Origin of the sequence: Duganella fentianensis (assembly GCF_964031615.1) — a bacterium.
GTDB lineage: Bacteria > Pseudomonadota > Gammaproteobacteria > Burkholderiales > Burkholderiaceae_D > Rugamonas > Rugamonas fentianensis_A.
Genome location: NZ_CAXIQN010000002.1, coordinates 164,570 through 179,971, shown reverse-complemented (window position 1 = coordinate 179,971; position 15,402 = coordinate 164,570). Strand labels below are relative to the sequence as shown.

General features: G+C 61.7%; 13 protein-coding genes. 7 read left to right on the top strand and 6 right to left on the bottom strand.

Annotated elements, in window-relative coordinates; translation table 11 throughout:
• Positions 1 to 35: 35 nt before the first annotated feature.
• The 3 genes from ABNT42_RS00815 to lipB form a co-directional block, all read right to left on the bottom strand.
• Positions 36 to 1,700, bottom strand: a complete 1,665-nt coding sequence (locus ABNT42_RS00815; protein ID WP_348692700.1) for a hypothetical protein — start codon at positions 1,698 to 1,700, stop codon at positions 36 to 38.
• Between the two features lie 70 nt (positions 1,701 to 1,770).
• Positions 1,771 to 2,766 carry a lipoyl synthase gene (lipA, locus tag ABNT42_RS00810; RefSeq protein WP_348692697.1) on the bottom strand — a complete coding sequence of 332 codons (996 nt, stop codon included), beginning with the start codon at positions 2,764 to 2,766 and terminating at the stop codon, positions 1,771 to 1,773.
• A gap of 30 nt (positions 2,767 to 2,796) precedes the next feature.
• Positions 2,797 to 3,483 (bottom strand): lipoyl(octanoyl) transferase LipB, encoded by a 687-nt coding sequence (gene lipB, locus ABNT42_RS00805; protein ID WP_348692694.1) that lies wholly within the window; start codon positions 3,481 to 3,483, stop codon positions 2,797 to 2,799.
• Positions 3,484 to 3,700: 217 nt separating this feature from the next.
• Between lipB and ABNT42_RS00800 the strand changes: the two genes are divergently transcribed.
• Positions 3,701 to 4,327 (top strand): LysR family transcriptional regulator, encoded by a 627-nt coding sequence (locus ABNT42_RS00800; protein ID WP_348692691.1) that lies wholly within the window; start codon positions 3,701 to 3,703, stop codon positions 4,325 to 4,327.
• A gap of 18 nt (positions 4,328 to 4,345) precedes the next feature.
• Here ABNT42_RS00800 and ABNT42_RS00795 read toward each other — a convergent pair whose 3' ends face one another.
• From ABNT42_RS00795 to ABNT42_RS00785, 3 genes are all read right to left on the bottom strand, one after another.
• A complete protein-coding gene (locus ABNT42_RS00795) occupies positions 4,346 to 4,621 on the bottom strand; it encodes a DUF493 family protein (RefSeq protein WP_155435681.1) in 276 nt (91 codons plus the stop codon).
• A gap of 78 nt (positions 4,622 to 4,699) precedes the next feature.
• Positions 4,700 to 6,667 carry a DUF6600 domain-containing protein gene (locus tag ABNT42_RS00790; protein ID WP_348692689.1) on the bottom strand — a complete coding sequence of 656 codons (1,968 nt, stop codon included), beginning with the start codon at positions 6,665 to 6,667 and terminating at the stop codon, positions 4,700 to 4,702.
• An 89-nt stretch (positions 6,668 to 6,756) separates the two neighbouring features.
• Positions 6,757 to 7,398, bottom strand: coding sequence for a LysE family transporter (locus ABNT42_RS00785; RefSeq protein ID WP_348692686.1), 642 nt, complete (start codon positions 7,396 to 7,398; stop codon positions 6,757 to 6,759).
• Positions 7,399 to 7,551: 153 nt separating this feature from the next.
• Between ABNT42_RS00785 and ABNT42_RS00780 the strand changes: the two genes are divergently transcribed.
• The 6 genes from ABNT42_RS00780 (at position 7,552) to ccoS (ending at position 15,384) form a co-directional block, all read left to right on the top strand.
• Positions 7,552 to 8,481, top strand: coding sequence for a DUF808 domain-containing protein (locus tag ABNT42_RS00780; RefSeq protein ID WP_348692684.1), 930 nt, complete (start codon positions 7,552 to 7,554; stop codon positions 8,479 to 8,481).
• A gap of 290 nt (positions 8,482 to 8,771) precedes the next feature.
• Positions 8,772 to 10,415 carry a methyl-accepting chemotaxis protein gene (locus ABNT42_RS00775; RefSeq protein ID WP_348692681.1) on the top strand — a complete coding sequence of 548 codons (1,644 nt, stop codon included), beginning with the start codon at positions 8,772 to 8,774 and terminating at the stop codon, positions 10,413 to 10,415.
• A 2-nt stretch (positions 10,416 to 10,417) separates the two neighbouring features.
• Positions 10,418 to 11,851, top strand: a complete 1,434-nt coding sequence (hemN, locus tag ABNT42_RS00770) for an oxygen-independent coproporphyrinogen III oxidase (RefSeq protein WP_348692678.1) — start codon at positions 10,418 to 10,420, stop codon at positions 11,849 to 11,851.
• Between the two features lie 7 nt (positions 11,852 to 11,858).
• Positions 11,859 to 12,668: a sulfite exporter TauE/SafE family protein gene (locus ABNT42_RS00765; RefSeq protein ID WP_348692676.1), complete on the top strand. Its 810-nt coding sequence runs from the start codon at positions 11,859 to 11,861 to the stop codon at positions 12,666 to 12,668.
• Entirely contained in the window at positions 12,647 to 15,211 is a 2,565-nt protein-coding gene (locus ABNT42_RS00760) for a heavy metal translocating P-type ATPase (RefSeq protein ID WP_348692673.1), read from the top strand. Before ABNT42_RS00765 ends, ABNT42_RS00760 begins: the two co-directional genes overlap by 22 nt.
• A complete protein-coding gene (gene ccoS, locus ABNT42_RS00755; protein WP_348692671.1) occupies positions 15,211 to 15,384 on the top strand; it encodes a cbb3-type cytochrome oxidase assembly protein CcoS in 174 nt (57 codons plus the stop codon). Before ABNT42_RS00760 ends, ccoS begins: the two co-directional genes overlap by 1 nt.
• Positions 15,385 to 15,402: the final 18 nt, after the last annotated feature.

The following is a 15,402-nucleotide window of genomic DNA, read 5'->3' as shown; positions in this document are numbered from 1 at the left end:
TGAGGCGGTCCTGTTAAGTGGTCAAGTGTTACGGATCAGCCCAGAATTTCCCGAAGCAGTCGGGTGCAATCGCTGATGTTCAGGTTTTCCTCGCTCGGCAGGTGAAGATAGTGGCCTCCCGCCTTGTTTAGGGTTTCCCAGACGTCATCAAGATTCCGTCCATTTGTTGGGTACACCTTGATGTAAAGGGGCGAGCACTCGATAAGTACTATGCTCACGTGGACTCGGCCGCGCGTCACTCCAAATACCGATGCACGACGCAGTCGCAAGATTTCGCCTTCACTACCGACAAACAACCGTAGGTCGATTTCGCCGTCTGCGTCTGAAAGCGCAGTAATGGGCACCGTCCACCCGTCTTCATCGCTATCTGTCAGGAGATCGATATGCAAACCATCCAACATGACAAATGCTTCGATCGCCTCGCGCAAAAATGGCGGGATGCTGCCGCGCTTTCCCGGATCAGTATTGAGCAGCACGTCCAAATTCACTGAACGGATTCGTTGCTCAGAACCTGGCTCCCCTACAGCGGCCAGCGTGACCGCTTTCCGTGCGCCGCCACCTGCGCGGCCAACATCATCGGCGCTGGCTAACACTTTATCTTTCCAGACAGTCTTTTTCTGCAAGTCGGGAAAGCGGGGCTCAAGAAAGACCTGGACTGTCTTCGGTGCCAGGCTATTCGACGCGTCCTGCTCTACTATTGCTTGATCGGGCGAATCAACGGCCGAGCTCCGTATGGGCCCATTGCTTTTGTGCCGAGAAAAAGCCCCATTTGCACGAGAAGACCCGATGTTCACCCTGTAGCGCAATGAGCGAAATGGAAACGGATGAGAACAAGATCGAACGTTGTACACGATGAAAGTGGCCTTGGTCTGATCTCCGAACGACAACCATTTGCCGGCAGCAATCAGCGTAGTCTCGCCTTCAAATGGGAAGAACGCTTGTGGATATACATTCTGATTGGCCAGCGACGCCTTCAATGCGGAAGTACCAATATGCAGTGCTGCACGCCAAGCTACAGGATCCAAGTGAAGTCGCCCCAAGTCGGCAGCAGAGGCGCCAGATATCCGCTCAGCAAGTTCCAGCACAAGACGACCAGTAATCTTGTTATATTGAGGATTTCTGTAGAGCGTTTTTCGTTCGAGCGGCGGTAAAAATAACGAAGTGATCAGATTGCTGGAAGACCCAAAGTAAAAGCGGATCAGCTCGATGCATGGAATGATAAGCCGGCGGTTCTCTGGAAGGTCCACCATCACGCAGTATGAGTGCGTGCACTGAATGTGCCATGGATGTTCCGTCAGCGGCAGCAAGAAACCTTGTTCATCCAGGTTCAAGCCTGCTTTGATCAAGCTTATCGTCGAATCCTCAATCCGCAGGTCGGTGAAAGTCTCCAGCTGGTAATCCGGGCTGGCTTCCAATTTACCGTCGCGCCAAATGTCGCCGATCCGCAGAAAAGGGAGGGTGCCGGCGGAGATCCAAACCTTACGTTGAAATTTTGCCGGCGATGTCGAATCCGGGGAGAGAAGTACGAAGGGGTCGTTGTGGAAGTTGTTATTAAGTACCCGAGACAGGTGTACTAACAATGAAGGCTGGGTCCGGCGAATCGAGCGGTTCGGAAAGGCTAAGTCGCCGAACCAGTCGATCCGCCAGGATTTCCCGTCCCTCGGAAGGACAGAAATAGATGGTAAGTCATTGTTTTTCAATGATTTATCAATTCAGAATTGTCTCGCCACTTCTAAATTTGTCTCATTTACTTCTGGATTGTCTCAGCAACTACTGATCGTTCACAGCTGCGAGCACGTCGTGCGCCTGCACGTCGGCGTGGTAGGAGCTGCGCACCATGGCGCCCACGGCGGCGTGCTTGAAGCCCATTTTGTAGGCTTCTTCTTCGAACATCTTGAACACGTCCGGATGCACGTAGCGGCGTACTGGCAGGTGGCTGTTCGATGGCGCCAGATACTGGCCGATGGTCAGCATGTCGATGTTGTGCTCGCGCATATCGCGCATCACCTGCAGGATTTCTTCGTCCGTTTCGCCCAGACCGACCATCAGGCCCGATTTGGTTTTCACGTCCGGATAGCGCTCTTTGAATTCCTTCAGCAGCTGCAGCGAGTGCATGTAGTCGGAGCCAGGACGGGCTTCCTTGTACAGACGCGGCACAGTTTCCAGATTGTGGTTCATCACGTCCGGCAGGCCATCGGCGAAGATGGTCAGCGCCTTGTCGAGACGGCCGCGGAAGTCCGGTACCAGCACTTCGATCTGGGTTTTTGGCGACAGCTTGCGCGTCTCGGTGATGCAGGAAACGAAGTGGCCGGCACCGCCGTCGCGCAGGTCGTCGCGGTCGACCGAGGTGATCACCACGTAGTTCAGGCGCAGATCGGCAATCGTCTTGGACAGATTGATAGGTTCGTTCTCGTCCAGCGGATCAGGACGGCCATGGCCCACGTCGCAGAACGGGCAGCGACGCGTGCACTTGTCGCCCATGATCATGAAGGTGGCCGTGCCTTTGCCGAAGCATTCGCCGATGTTCGGGCAGCTGGCTTCTTCGCACACGGTCACCAGTTTGTTCTCGCGCAGCACGTCCTTGATTTCGTAGAAGCGCGACGAGGTGGAGGCCGCTTTGACGCGGATCCATTCCGGTTTTTTCAGACGCTCGACCTGTTCGACCGGCACGATCTTGATGGGAATGCGCGAAGTTTTGCTTGCGCCTTTTTGCTTTTCGCTCGGGTTGTAAGCGGGGGCAATCTTGGTATCGGTCTCAGAAGTCATAAGCTGCGTGCCCTCGCGGGCCAAGTGGAGTTATTCGGTTGCTGCGGGTTGCGTCGGCTGGGCCAGAACGCGGATTAATTCTTCGGCCAGTTGCTGCTGTACCTCGGCCAGTTGCGCCGTGACGCCGACGCTGCGCATATCGACCGTTTCCAGTCCGGCATAGCCGCATGGATTGATCCAGGAAAACGGTGCCAGATCCATCGCCACATTTAGCGACAGGCCATGGTAGGTACAGCCGTTGCCGCGCACTTTGAGGCCCAGTGCGGCAATTTTGGCGCCCTTTTTCGCGCCATCGGCCATGTAGATGCCGGGCGCGCCTTCGACGCGCATACCGTTCAGATTATACGCCGCCAGCACATTGATGATGGCTTGCTCGATGCGGTAGACAAACTGGCGCGCATACAGCTTGCCGCCCGGTTTGTTGCGGCGCAGGTCCATCAGCATGTAGATCACCACCTGACCGGGGCCATGGTAGGTGACTTCGCCGCCGCGGTCGGTCTGCACCACGGGAATTGCGCTGGCGCCAGCCAGCAGGTGGCCACGGTCGGCGCCCAGACCCAGGGTGAACACGGGCGGGTGCTCGACGATCCACAGTTCGTCGCGGGTGTCCGGCGTGCGGGCATCCGTGAAGCTGCGCATGGCGGCAAACGTGCTGTCGTAATCGGCGCGGCCGAGGTGGCGTATCAGTGCCGGCTCGGTGGTAGTTGGAGACGTCATCCCGCCATTATAAATCACGGGGCCATAAAACGCCCCGCAAGGCGCAGCCTGTCTAGCTTTGCGGGTGCGGGCGACGGGCTGCACAAAAAAGCAACAAGTGCCGCTTAAAGTGAAAATTATTCACAAGCGTTAACTTGCTGTTTACCTAAGTATAGAAGTATATTTTGTCGTCTTTTGCTAATTTTATTCACAAAGTTATCCACAGCATGCCGACCTGATGAGCGACGCCCGCTTGCCCAATTTTTCCGCACTGCGCGCCTTCGAGGCGGCGGCCCGGCACGAGAATTTCTCGCGGGCGGCGGAGGAATTGCATCTGACCCATGGCGCGATCAGCCATCAGGTGCGGGCACTGGAACGGGAACTGGGGCTGGCGCTGTTCGAGCGCCATGGCAAGCAGGTAAGGATTACGCCGCAAGGCGCGCAGTACGCGCGCCAGCTGGCCAAGGCGTTTGCCGATATGGCAGCGGCCAGCGCGGCGCTACGCCGTAGTCCCGTGCATCAGCGGCTGACGATCGCCGCGATACCCGTGTTTGCGGCACGCTGGCTGGCGCCGCGTCTGGGCGGTTTTATCGAGCGTCATCCGGCCATCAATGTGGTGCTGCAGACGGGCGAGCAATGGCTGGCCGATGGAGTCGATGTGGCGATACGGCGCGCGGACGGCGCCTATCCGGGCTGGCTGGTGGAACCGCTGATGGTCGAGCTGGAAGGACAGGTAGTGAGTCCCCACTACCGCGATGATGGCCGAGGATATGTGATGTTGATGCCTGCAGTGGCCGAACAGCGGGCACAAGTGCAGGCATTCCGCGACTGGTTGCAGGAACAGGTGGCGCAGGCCGGTGATTAGCCCGCGCCTGCAGCAGAATTACATGACGATCTTGACCATAGGGTGGCCGGACAGCTCGGTGTACAGCGCATCCAGCTGTTCGCGGCTGGTAGCGCGCACTACCACGGTCAGCCCCGTGTAATTGCCTTTGGCCGATGGACGGACTTCCATCTTGCCTTCGTGGAAGCCAGCGTCGTGCTTTTGTACCACCTGCACGATGGTGGCGGCGAAATCGATATGAGTCGGCCCCATCACCTTGATCGGGAAGTCGCTCGGATATTCGATGAGGGACTCTGACGGCGGGATCGCTTGCATAGGTATTCCAATCAATAAAAAACTGGCAACACCAACGCGGTGCCGCCAGCCTCTATTGTAGCCAATTCGGCGTAATCGTCATGGCTGGATCTGATTTCGCTTCTCGCCCCGCTCGCGCCCTTCTTCCTTGCGCCGTTCCTCGCGCTGATGCTGGCCGCTGTCTTTCGGCGCAGCGGCCGGTATGGCAGCGGGCGGCGGGCTAAAGACGGGACGAGCGGGCGCTGGCATTGCGGCCGGAGCGGGTGCCGGCATCATTACTGGCGCCGGTGCTGGCGCGCTGCGCACGGGTGGCTGCATCGGTGCTAGCTGGGCGGCGGGCGCGCTAGGCGGTACTTGCAGCGGCACGGGGGCATCTCGCCGCTCGTCCTGCTGGCGCGCCGGCCGGCGGCCATCTTCCTGCAGGCGGCTGTCGCGGCCATAGCTGTCCACGCGGTTGACGCGCTCGTTGCGCTGGAAGCTATCGGCACGGTCGTTGCGTTCGTTGATATCCATGCTGTTGCGTTCGAAGCGCCCGCCCCGTTCGTTGCCATTAAATGGCTGCGCTTGCACAGGTACGGGCTGGCCCACTGGCTGCGCTGCCGGCTGCACGGGCGCAGGCTGGCTGGCCGGTGGACGCGGCATGGCGGGCGGCTGGCCGACGCTGGCTACCGGGGCCGGTATTGCGACCGGCAACGGTGCAGGGGCAGCGGCCGGATTGCTGGCGCCACGGTTACGGCCATCGTCGCGGTAGTCGGGACGTTGGCCACGGTTATCCTGTCCCCGCTCAGTCCAGCGGCTACGGCCATCTTCCGGTGCGCGGGGTGGCTGGGTGCCCGTCAGGTTGCCGCCGATGCCCGGCTGGATGCTATTTACCGGGCCGTTGACAGACAGCGCGGGCGCGGCGCGTGGTGGCACGCCATGGGGCTGATGGCGTTCGAACTGTTCGCGCGGCAGCACGCTCAGGCCATCGCGACGAGGTGGCTGGTTATTGTTCGCTGGCAGGGGCGCCAGCGGACGGCCATGGTGTGTCCAGCTCAGGCGCTGTTCGCGTTCGGCCGAGTGCCGGTAGCTGGGCACGTAATGGTCGCGCGGGGTGAGCGGATACCAGCCTATGCCGGGACGGTGGTTGGGGCCGGGACCGTGGCCATCAACCCAGCCCACCAGTGCCGGTGCCCATGCAGGGCGGCCATGGGGGCGGCCCGGGGCCCAGCACCAGCGCCGGTTCACCATCACCCAGCGGCCATAGTGCGAGGGTGCATAGCCCCAAGGCGCGTTATCGATCCAGGTCCAGCCCCACGGCGCCAGCCAGATCCAGCGGCCGTCGCGGTACGGCGCCCAGTCGGCGCTGACATTGCGTGGCGTCCACAGCGGGCCGTATTCCGCGCTGTCGCTCCAGCTACCGTTGCGGTCGAGTTCTTCGTAGCCCGTCATGCCGTTGGAGACAAAGCGGGTGCTGACGCTGCCATCACTATAGCGTTCGCGTTCTTCGGCCCAGCGGTCAAAGCCGTCTGTCTGGGCCAGCAGGGTGCGCACATCATTGCTGTTGATTTCGGCCGCGCGGCCGCTATTCAAGGTGAGCGAGGCACCGGCGCCGTTGACGCGGGCGCTGCCGGCCAGCACGCGGATCTGGCTAGTATCGGCTAGCCGCTCGGCATCGACTCGCAGCAGGCCCGGCTCCAGCAAGGTGATGCGGGCCTGCGGTGTAATCAGTTCGAAGTTGCGCAGCAGCTCGGGATTGCGTAGGCGGATGCTGACGCTGCCATAGTTGAGGCGCAGACGCAGAATGTCGTCGTCGAGCTCCAGCACTTCCACATCGGAATCGCCATCGACCCGCACTGCGGTGGAACCGGCGCGGATGTCGCTGCGTGCGCCACTGGCGGTGTGGATATGGTTGCCCGCTACTACCGGCCAGTTCAGGCCGGCGGGCACGGCGTCGGTATCGCCGCTCAGGGTGACCAGGCCTTGCACGGCGGCGACACGGCCCACCATGGCCGGCAGGTCGTCCTGTGCCAGTGCGGGGCCGGCCAGTGCGGCCAGTAGCAGAGTAGAAATGATGCGACGGTTCATGGCAGCGCTCCTCGTTGATGTAAGGATTAAACGCTGTGGCAGATAATCCGCCTACTGCGATTACAAGGCCTTACAAATTTGCCATGCTCTCAGGCGGCGGCGCCGCCCCGTTTGACGAAGAACAGTGCCGTGCCGACGGCCATCAGCAGGCCGCCGAATACGCGGTTCTGCTTTTTCACGGCATGGGCATCGCGGAAGAAACGCTGCATGGACGAGGCCAGAAACGCATAGCTGTGCATCACGATCAGGTCGATGCAGCACATGGTCACGGCCAGAATCAGCAATTGCGGCAGCAGTGGTGCTTCGCGCGTAATGAACTGCGGCAGCACGGCCACCATGAAAATGATGCCTTTCGGGTTGGTGGCATTGGTCAGGAAGCCCGTCAGCAATCGCTGTTTTACCGACGGAATTTTGACTTCCGCATGGGCTGCCTCGCCGCTGATGCTGACTTTGGCGCGCCACTGGCTCAGGCCCAGATAGATCAGGTAGAGCGCGCCCACGGTCTTGACCACATTGAAGGCTACTTCCGACGCCAGCAGCAGCGAGCCCACGCCTGCGCCGGCAATGAACAGCACCAGTAGCAGGCCGGCCTGCAGGCCCAGAATGGTGATGCTGGCGCGTTTCAGGCCATACGATAGGCCGTGCGACATCGACAGGACGGCGCCCGAACCGGGCGAGATGGCGATAATCCAGGCGGCAACAAAGAAGGTGAACCAGGTAGTGAAACTCATGTCATGTCCATAGCATCGGCAGGCAGCCGGCGGCTGCGTCTAAGAGCCCTATTTTAGCGGTCTGCGCGCTTGCCCGCTTCGGTTAATATGTGGACAACTGGGCAAGCCCTCGCGCCTGCCACAATTTTATCCAATTGATAACAAGGAGTTCCTATGGCCGCAAGCAGTCTGCTGGCGCTGATCGACGATATTGCCAGCATCCTCGACGATGTTGCTCTGATGAGCAAAGTGGCCGCCAAAAAAACGGCCGGCGTGCTGGGCGATGATCTGGCCCTCAATGCCCAGCAGGTGGCGGGGGTGCAGGCCGAGCGTGAATTGCCGGTGGTGTGGGCAGTGGCGGTGGGGTCGCTGAAGAACAAGGCTATTCTGGTGCCGGCGGCGCTGGGTATCAGTGCGTTGGCGCCATGGGCCATTGCACCCTTGCTGATGCTGGGTGGACTCTATCTATGCTTCGAGGGCTGTGAAAAAATCGCCCATTCGCTGTGGCATGCCGAGCCGGAAGCACCGGCCGGTACGCTGGCGGCCGTGCTGGCCGAACCGGAGCTGGATCTGGTGGCGCTCGAGCGCGACAAGATCCGTGGTGCCATCCGGACCGATTTCATCCTGTCGGCGGAAATCATCGTAATCGCCTTAGGGACGGTGGCCACGGCGCCGTTCGCCCAGCAGGTGGCCGTGGTGGTGGGCATTGCGCTGGCCATGACGGTGGGGGTGTACGGCATTGTCGCGGCCATCGTCAAACTGGATGACGCGGGCCTGTATCTGAGCCGGCGCCCCGCTGCCGTCTGGCAGGCGCTGGGCCGCATGTTGCTGGCGGCCGCACCCAAGCTGATGAAACTGCTGTCGGTGGCGGGCACGCTGGCCATGTTCATGGTGGGCGGCGGCATCCTCACGCACGGTATTGCTCCAGTGCATGAACTGATCGAACACGCGGGAGCCGTGGCGGCCGCATGGCCGGCACCTGCCTCGTGGCTGGCAGTGCTGCTGCCGTCTGTGCTGAACGCGCTGGCCGGTTTGCTGGCAGGCGGTGTGGCGCTGGGGCTGCTGACAGTCGTGAGTAAGTTGCGTGGTAGCAACGAGCATTGAGTCTCATTACGCCTGTACAGGGCCATTTCGCGCTATAAATTCAGTGCTGCGGCCGCCCGTGGAATACCTATACTGAAGTCATGACACGAGCGGGGCGGCGGTTTTACTCCCCTTATTTGTCCATGTCAAGAAACTGGCCACGGCGTGCCGTGGCTGACCCTATTATTGATAGGGTGTAACACAGGCAATCTGGGGAACTTTGATCTAAATCAATCAAATATCTAGCCAATATCCGTAAACTGACAGGACTATAATTGCGGTAGAGCAATATATCCATCTGGAGAGACAATATGCGCAATAATCAACCGGTAACCAACCGCGAAGTAGAAGTGCAGGAAGATCAGGCGATCGTATCGAAAACCGACTTGAACGGTAACATCGTCTATGTAAATCCGTATTTCTGCCACGTTAGCGGTTACAGCGAAGCCGAGTTGATGGGCGCACCGCAGAATATCGTGCGTCACCCCGACATGCCGCCCGAAGCGTTTGCCGACATGTGGCGCTCCATCCAGTCCGGTACGCCATGGACGGGCATCGTCAAGAACCGCGCCAAGAGTGGCGATTTCTACTGGGTCAAAGCCAACGTCACGCCTATCCGCGAAGCGGGCAAGACCATCGGCTATATGTCGGTGCGTACCAAGGCCGAGCGCAGCCAGATCAATCGCGCGGAAGAGGCGTATCGGGCTATCCGTTCCGGTGGCAAACATAACATCCGCATCAAGAATGGCCAGCTGATCCACGGCAGCGGCGGTTCGCTGGCGGCGCGTCTGACCCGCCGCCTGATTCACTCCTCGCTGGCGCTGCGCATCTGGGCCTCTACCAGTCTGGTGAATACCCTGCTGGCCGGTGTGGGCGCTGCCGCCCTGCTGGGTGGCGGCAGCGGCCATAACTACATCATTTTTGCGGCCACCGTGATCGGTCTGCTGGTCAATGTGTTCCTGTGGTACACCCTGCGCGTCTCGGTGCTGCAGCCGCTCGGTCAGGCCGTGCTGGGCGCTCGCGCGATTGCAGCGGGCGATCTGTCCGGCACGTTTGAAACGGAAGCCACCGATGAAGTAGGCCAGTTGCTGCGCGCCTTGCAGCAGATGAATAACAATCTGATCGCCACCATCCGCGATGTGCGGGTGAATGTGGAAACCATGGCCGTGGCCACGCGCCAGATCGCCGCCGGTAATGCCGACCTGTCCGGCCGCACGGAAGCGCAGGCCGCCAGTCTGGAAGAAACCGCTTCCAGCGTGGAGCAGTTCTCGTCGACCGTGAAACAGAATGCCGACAATTCGGCGCAGGCTAACCAGCTGGCGCTGAACGCATCCAACGTGGCCGTACACGGCGGTGAAATTGTCGCTGACGTTATCGCTACCATGGACGAGATCAATGCCTCGTCGCACAAGATTGTCGACATCATCGGCCTGATCGAAGGCATCGCCTTCCAGACCAATATTCTGGCGCTGAACGCAGCAGTGGAAGCGGCCCGCGCCGGCGAACAGGGCCGTGGTTTTGCCGTGGTGGCAGGCGAGGTACGTAATCTGGCCCAGCGCAGCGCGACGGCCGCCAAAGATATCAAGAATCTCATTAACGTGTCGGTGGGCAAAGTCAGCGCCGGCATGGAGCAGGTGGGACGCGCCGGCGCCACCATGAAGGAAGTAGTGGCCTCGGTGCAGCAAGTGACTTCGATCATGCAGGAAATTACCGTCGCTTCGCAGGAGCAGAGCATCGGTGTCGATCAGGTCAATGCTGCCATCGCCCACATGGATACTGTGACCCAGCAAAATGCCGCGCTGGTGGAACAGGCTGCCGCTGCGACTGCCAGTCTGGCAATCGAAGCGGGCAACCTGACCCAGGCGGTGAGTCTGTTCAAATTCGGCAGCGCACGCACTTCGCGCGCGGCACTGGCCGTCCGTAAACCCCAGCCTATGAAGCGCATTGCAGCCTGATTATGTATAACCACGCAAGTAGCACCGGCTCTGCTTTTCCAGCCGTAGAATTTGATGCCGAAATTATCGGTAAGCTTAGCCAGTCGGGCCCGCGCTATACCTCGTATCCGACGGCCGACCGCTTCCAGCCCGAGTTCGGCTATGGCCAGTTCCTCGAGGCGGTGGCCGGTCTGCGCATGCGCCGCAGCTCGCGCCCGCTGTCGCTGTACATTCATATCCCGTTCTGCGATACCGTGTGCTACTACTGTGGCTGCAACAAGATCGTTACCAAAGACCATAGCAAGGCCGCCACCTACCTCGATTATCTGAAACAGGAAATCGATATGCAGGGCCGTCTGTTTGCCGGCATGGGCAAGCTCGAGCAGCTGCACTTCGGCGGCGGCACGCCCACCTATCTGAGCGACCGCCAGATGGGCGACCTGATGGCGCACCTGCATGCGAGCTTCGATTTCGCGCCGGACCAGCAGGGTGAATATTCGATCGAGATCGATCCCCGCACCGTCAGCGTGGAGCGCGTGCATTCGCTGCGCAAGCAGGGTTTCAACCGCATCAGTCTGGGTGTGCAGGACTTCGATCCGGACGTGCAGAAAGCCGTCAACCGTATCCAGCCGGAAGCGGAAACCCGTGCCGTGATCGATGCCGCCCGTGATGCCGGCTTCCGCTCCATCAGTATCGACCTGATCTACGGCCTGCCCAAGCAGAGCATGACCAGCATGGAGCAGACGCTGGACAAGGTGATCGCCGCCAATCCTGACCGGATTGCGCTGTACAACTACGCCCACCTGCCGCATCTGTTCAAACCGCAGCGCCGCATCAGCGAAGATGATCTGCCGACGCCGGCCGTCAAGCTCGATTTGCTGGCGCTGTGCATCCGCCGCCTGTGCGCGGCCGGCTATGTCTACATCGGCATGGATCACTTTGCCAAACCCGATGACGAACTGGCCGTGGCCCAGCGTCAGGGCCGCTTGCAGCGTAATTTCCAGGGCTATTCCACCCGCGCCGAGTCGGAGCTGATCTCGTGCGGCGTGTCGGCCATCAGCGCGGTCGGCGCCACCTACAGCCAGAACGAAAAGACGCTGGAAGGCTATTACGAAAAACTCGACGAAGGCCGTCTGCCGGTGGTACGCGGCATCAAGCTGGAAAACGATGACCTGCTGCGCCGGATTCTGATCCAGAAGCTGATGTGTAACTTCGAACTGTCGATCGGTTCGATCGAACAATCGTTCCCGATCCGCTTTAGCGAATACTTCGCCACCGAACTGCAGAAGCTCAAAGCCTTCGAGGAAGATGGTCTGCTGATCGTGGAGCCGGACTGGATTACCGTGACGCCGAAGGGCCGTCTGCTGATCCGTAACATCTGCATGGTGTTCGACCGCTACCTGAGCCAGCCACGTCTGGGCGAAGCGCAACCGCTGCGCTATTCCAAGACCATCTGAGCCTGCCATGAACGCATTGCAGCTGCTGCCAGTACTGGTAGTCGGACTGGCCGGCAGCGTGCATTGCATCGGCATGTGCGGCGGCATCGTTGGCGCCCTGTCGGCTTCGGCCGCGAGCCCGGCTGCTGCTGCTGCCGCTGCGCCTAACTCGGCCAGCGCGGCCAGCGCGGCGCGTACTGTCATCCCCATCGCCGTAGCCCAGCCAGCCCGTCCGCTGACCCGCGTGCTCGCGTATAACGCGGGCCGCATCAGCAGCTATATGGTGGCTGGTGCACTGGCCGGCGGACTGGCCAGCGGCGCGCAAAGCCTGAGCGCACTGGCCGGTGTGCAGCTGGGTTTCTACTGGCTGGCCAATCTGATGCTGGTGGCGCTGGGCTTGTATCTGATGAATGCATGGCAGGGGCTGGCCCTGCTGGAACAGGGGGGGCGCGTACTGTGGCAAGCCGCCCAGCCCGCCATTGCTCCCGTCATGAAATCGTTGATGCCGGCCACCCGCCCCCATCAGGCCTATATTCTGGGAGCGCTGTGGGGCTGGCTGCCTTGTGGCATGGTGTACAGCGTGCTGCTGACGGCCATGCTGAGCGGCTCGGCCACGAATGGCGCTGCGGTGATGCTGGCGTTCGGACTGGGCACGCTGCCCATGCTGACCGGGCTGGGGCTGGTCGGTGCGCGCTTGCAGCGTGCCCTGCAGCGCCCGCCCGTACGGCTGGCCTGCGGCCTGCTGGTGCTGGCCTTTGGCCTGCTGGGCCTGTATCGCGCCATAGGCGGCTTCACGCCTGACTGGATGAACACCTTATGTCTGACACCACAACACTAACCCCGCCGCCCGTACTGGGCGCGACTAGCCCGGCCGAGGCTGCGCCTGCTGCCGGCGCTGTGGCCGCGGCGGCGAGCAAGCCGGCCGGCTGCTACCACTGCGGCCTGCCGGTACCGGCCAATGCCAAGCCGGAATGGAAGGTGCATATTGCCGGCGCCGATCAGGCGATGTGCTGCCCCGGCTGCACGGCCGTGGCCCAGACCATCATGGATCTGGGGCAGGAATCGTATTATCTGAACCGCTCCGAGTATGCCGCCACGGCCGAAGGAGCGCAGGTACTGCCGCCGGAACTGCAACTGTATGACAATGCCGACCCGCGTTTCGTCTGCCGCGAAAATACCAGTGAACGGGAAACTACGCTGGCGGTGGACGGCATCCGCTGCGCCGCCTGCGTATGGCTGATCGAACAGCGCCTCAACCAGTTGCCCGGCGTGGCCAGTGCCCAGCTGAATGTGGCGACCGAGCGGCTGTACGTGCGCTGGCGTTCGGACGATTGCCGCCCCGGCGATATTCTGGCCGCACTGCATACCATCGGCTATTCGGCCTATCCTTACGATGCCGCACGCCATAGTGTGCAGCAGCAGCAGGCCCAGCGCACGCTGGGGCGCCAGCTGTTCGTGGCCGGACTGTCCATGATGCAGGTCATGATGTATGTGGCGCCCGCCTATATGGCCGAAGACGGTACGCTGGACGAGAATATGGCGCAGCTGATGCGCTGGGCCAGCCTGCTGCTGACGGCGCCCGCGATCTTCTATTCCGCCCTGCCGTTCTGGCGTGGCGCGTGGTCCAGCCTGCGTGCGCGTGCGCTGGGCATGGATGTGCCGGTGGCGCTGGGTATCGCGGCGGCCTTCGGCGCCAGTGTGCTGGCCACCTTCCAGGGCGGGGGCGAAGTGTATTACGACTCCGTCACCATGTTCATCTTCCTGCTGCTGTGCAGCCGCTATCTGGAACTACGCGCACGGCGTAAAGCGGGGGCGGCGCTGGAACGGCTGCAACACGCTCTGCCCGCTTCGGCGACGGTGCTGGCCGACTATCCGGCCAGCCAGCAGGGCACGCTGGTCAAGGCGGCGGCACTGGAAGTCGATCAGGTCATCATGATCAAGCCGGGCGAGGCCGTGGCGGCCGACTGCGTGATCCTGCAAGGCCATACGGCGCTCGATCTGTCGCTGCTGAGCGGCGAAAGCGCGCCCATTCCCAAACAGGTGGGCGACGAGTTGCCGGGCGGCGCCATCAATGCCAGCAATATGATCATTGCCCGCGTGACCCAGCGGGTGCAGGACAGCACGCTGTCGAATCTGGTCAAGCTGATCGACCGCGCGGGCCGCGACAAGCCGCGCATCGCCCAGTGGGCCGACGATGTGGCGGCGTGGTTCGTGCTGGCGCTGCTGCTGTTCGCCGTGGCCACCTTCGGTTTCTGGTTCTGGCTGGATGGCTATAACGCTACCCGCGCCTGGCCTATCGCGATTGCCGTGCTGGTGGTGTCCTGCCCGTGCGCGCTGTCGCTGGCTACGCCGACGGCACTGGCGGCCGGTACCGACCGCCTGCTGCGTGCAGGGGTGCTGGTGACGGGCGCGCAGACGCTGGAAACGCTGCACCGTGCCACCCATATCGTGTTCGACAAGACGGGCACGCTGACCTATGGCCGTCCCGTGCTGCAGCAGACCACTACTCTGGGACAGATGCAGCCAGATTTCTGCCTGCAGGTCGCAGCGGCACTCGATGCGGCCAGCGCTCACCCGCTGGCGCGCGCCATCGTGCAGGCGGCGGGCGAGGCTGCCTGCGCCAGTGGCGCAACAGCCGATCCGGCCAGCACCGACTGGCATCCGTCCGTGCTGCAGGAAGTGGCCGGACGCGGTGTGGAAGGGGTGCTGCACGAGCGCCGTTACCGGCTAGGGAATGCCAGCTTTGTGGCCGAACTGAGCGGTGGCGTACCGGCCCATGTCGTGCCGGAGGGCGCTACGCCCGTGTATCTGGGAGCGGAAGGCCAGTGGCTGGCCTGTTTCGCCCTGCATGACGGCATCCGTGCCGAAGCGGCCGGCACCATCGATTATTTCCGCAAGGCGGGCAAGACGGTGGTGCTGCTCAGTGGCGACCATGATGCACTGGCGCGCAAGGTGGGCGATCAGCTGGGCATCAGCACCACTATAGGCGGCTATCTACCGGATGAGAAACTGGCATTCGTGAAGCAACTGCAGGCCGGTGGTGCCGTGGTGGCCATGGTGGGCGACGGCATCAACGATGCGGCCGTACTCAGTGCGGCCGATGTGTCGTTCGCCATGGGCGCCGGTGCAGCGCTGGCGCAGGCCCATGCCGATGCCGTGCTGCTCAGTGGACGGATAGACTCGGTAGTCGACAGTGCCGATGTGGCGGCGCGCACCATGGGCGTGATTCGCCAGAACCTGTGGTGGGCTAGCCTGTACAATGGCGTGGCCATCCCGGCCGCGGCGCTGGGCTGGCTCAATCCGTGGCTGTCGGGCGTGGGCATGGCGCTCAGCTCGGCAGTGGTAGTGGCGAACGCCTTGCGACTCAGAAAGGGAGCGTGATGGAAGCTTTGTATCTGCTCATACCGCTGAGCGTATTACTGGTCTTTGTGGCGCTGTGGATCTTCTTCCGCGCTTCGGACAATGGCCAGTTTGAAGATCTGGTCGGTCCCGGCCTGCGCATCCTGCAGGATGACGACAAGCCGCCGCTGGAAGATCCGTCGAAAACTGACTAGTGCAATGCTAGTTTGTGC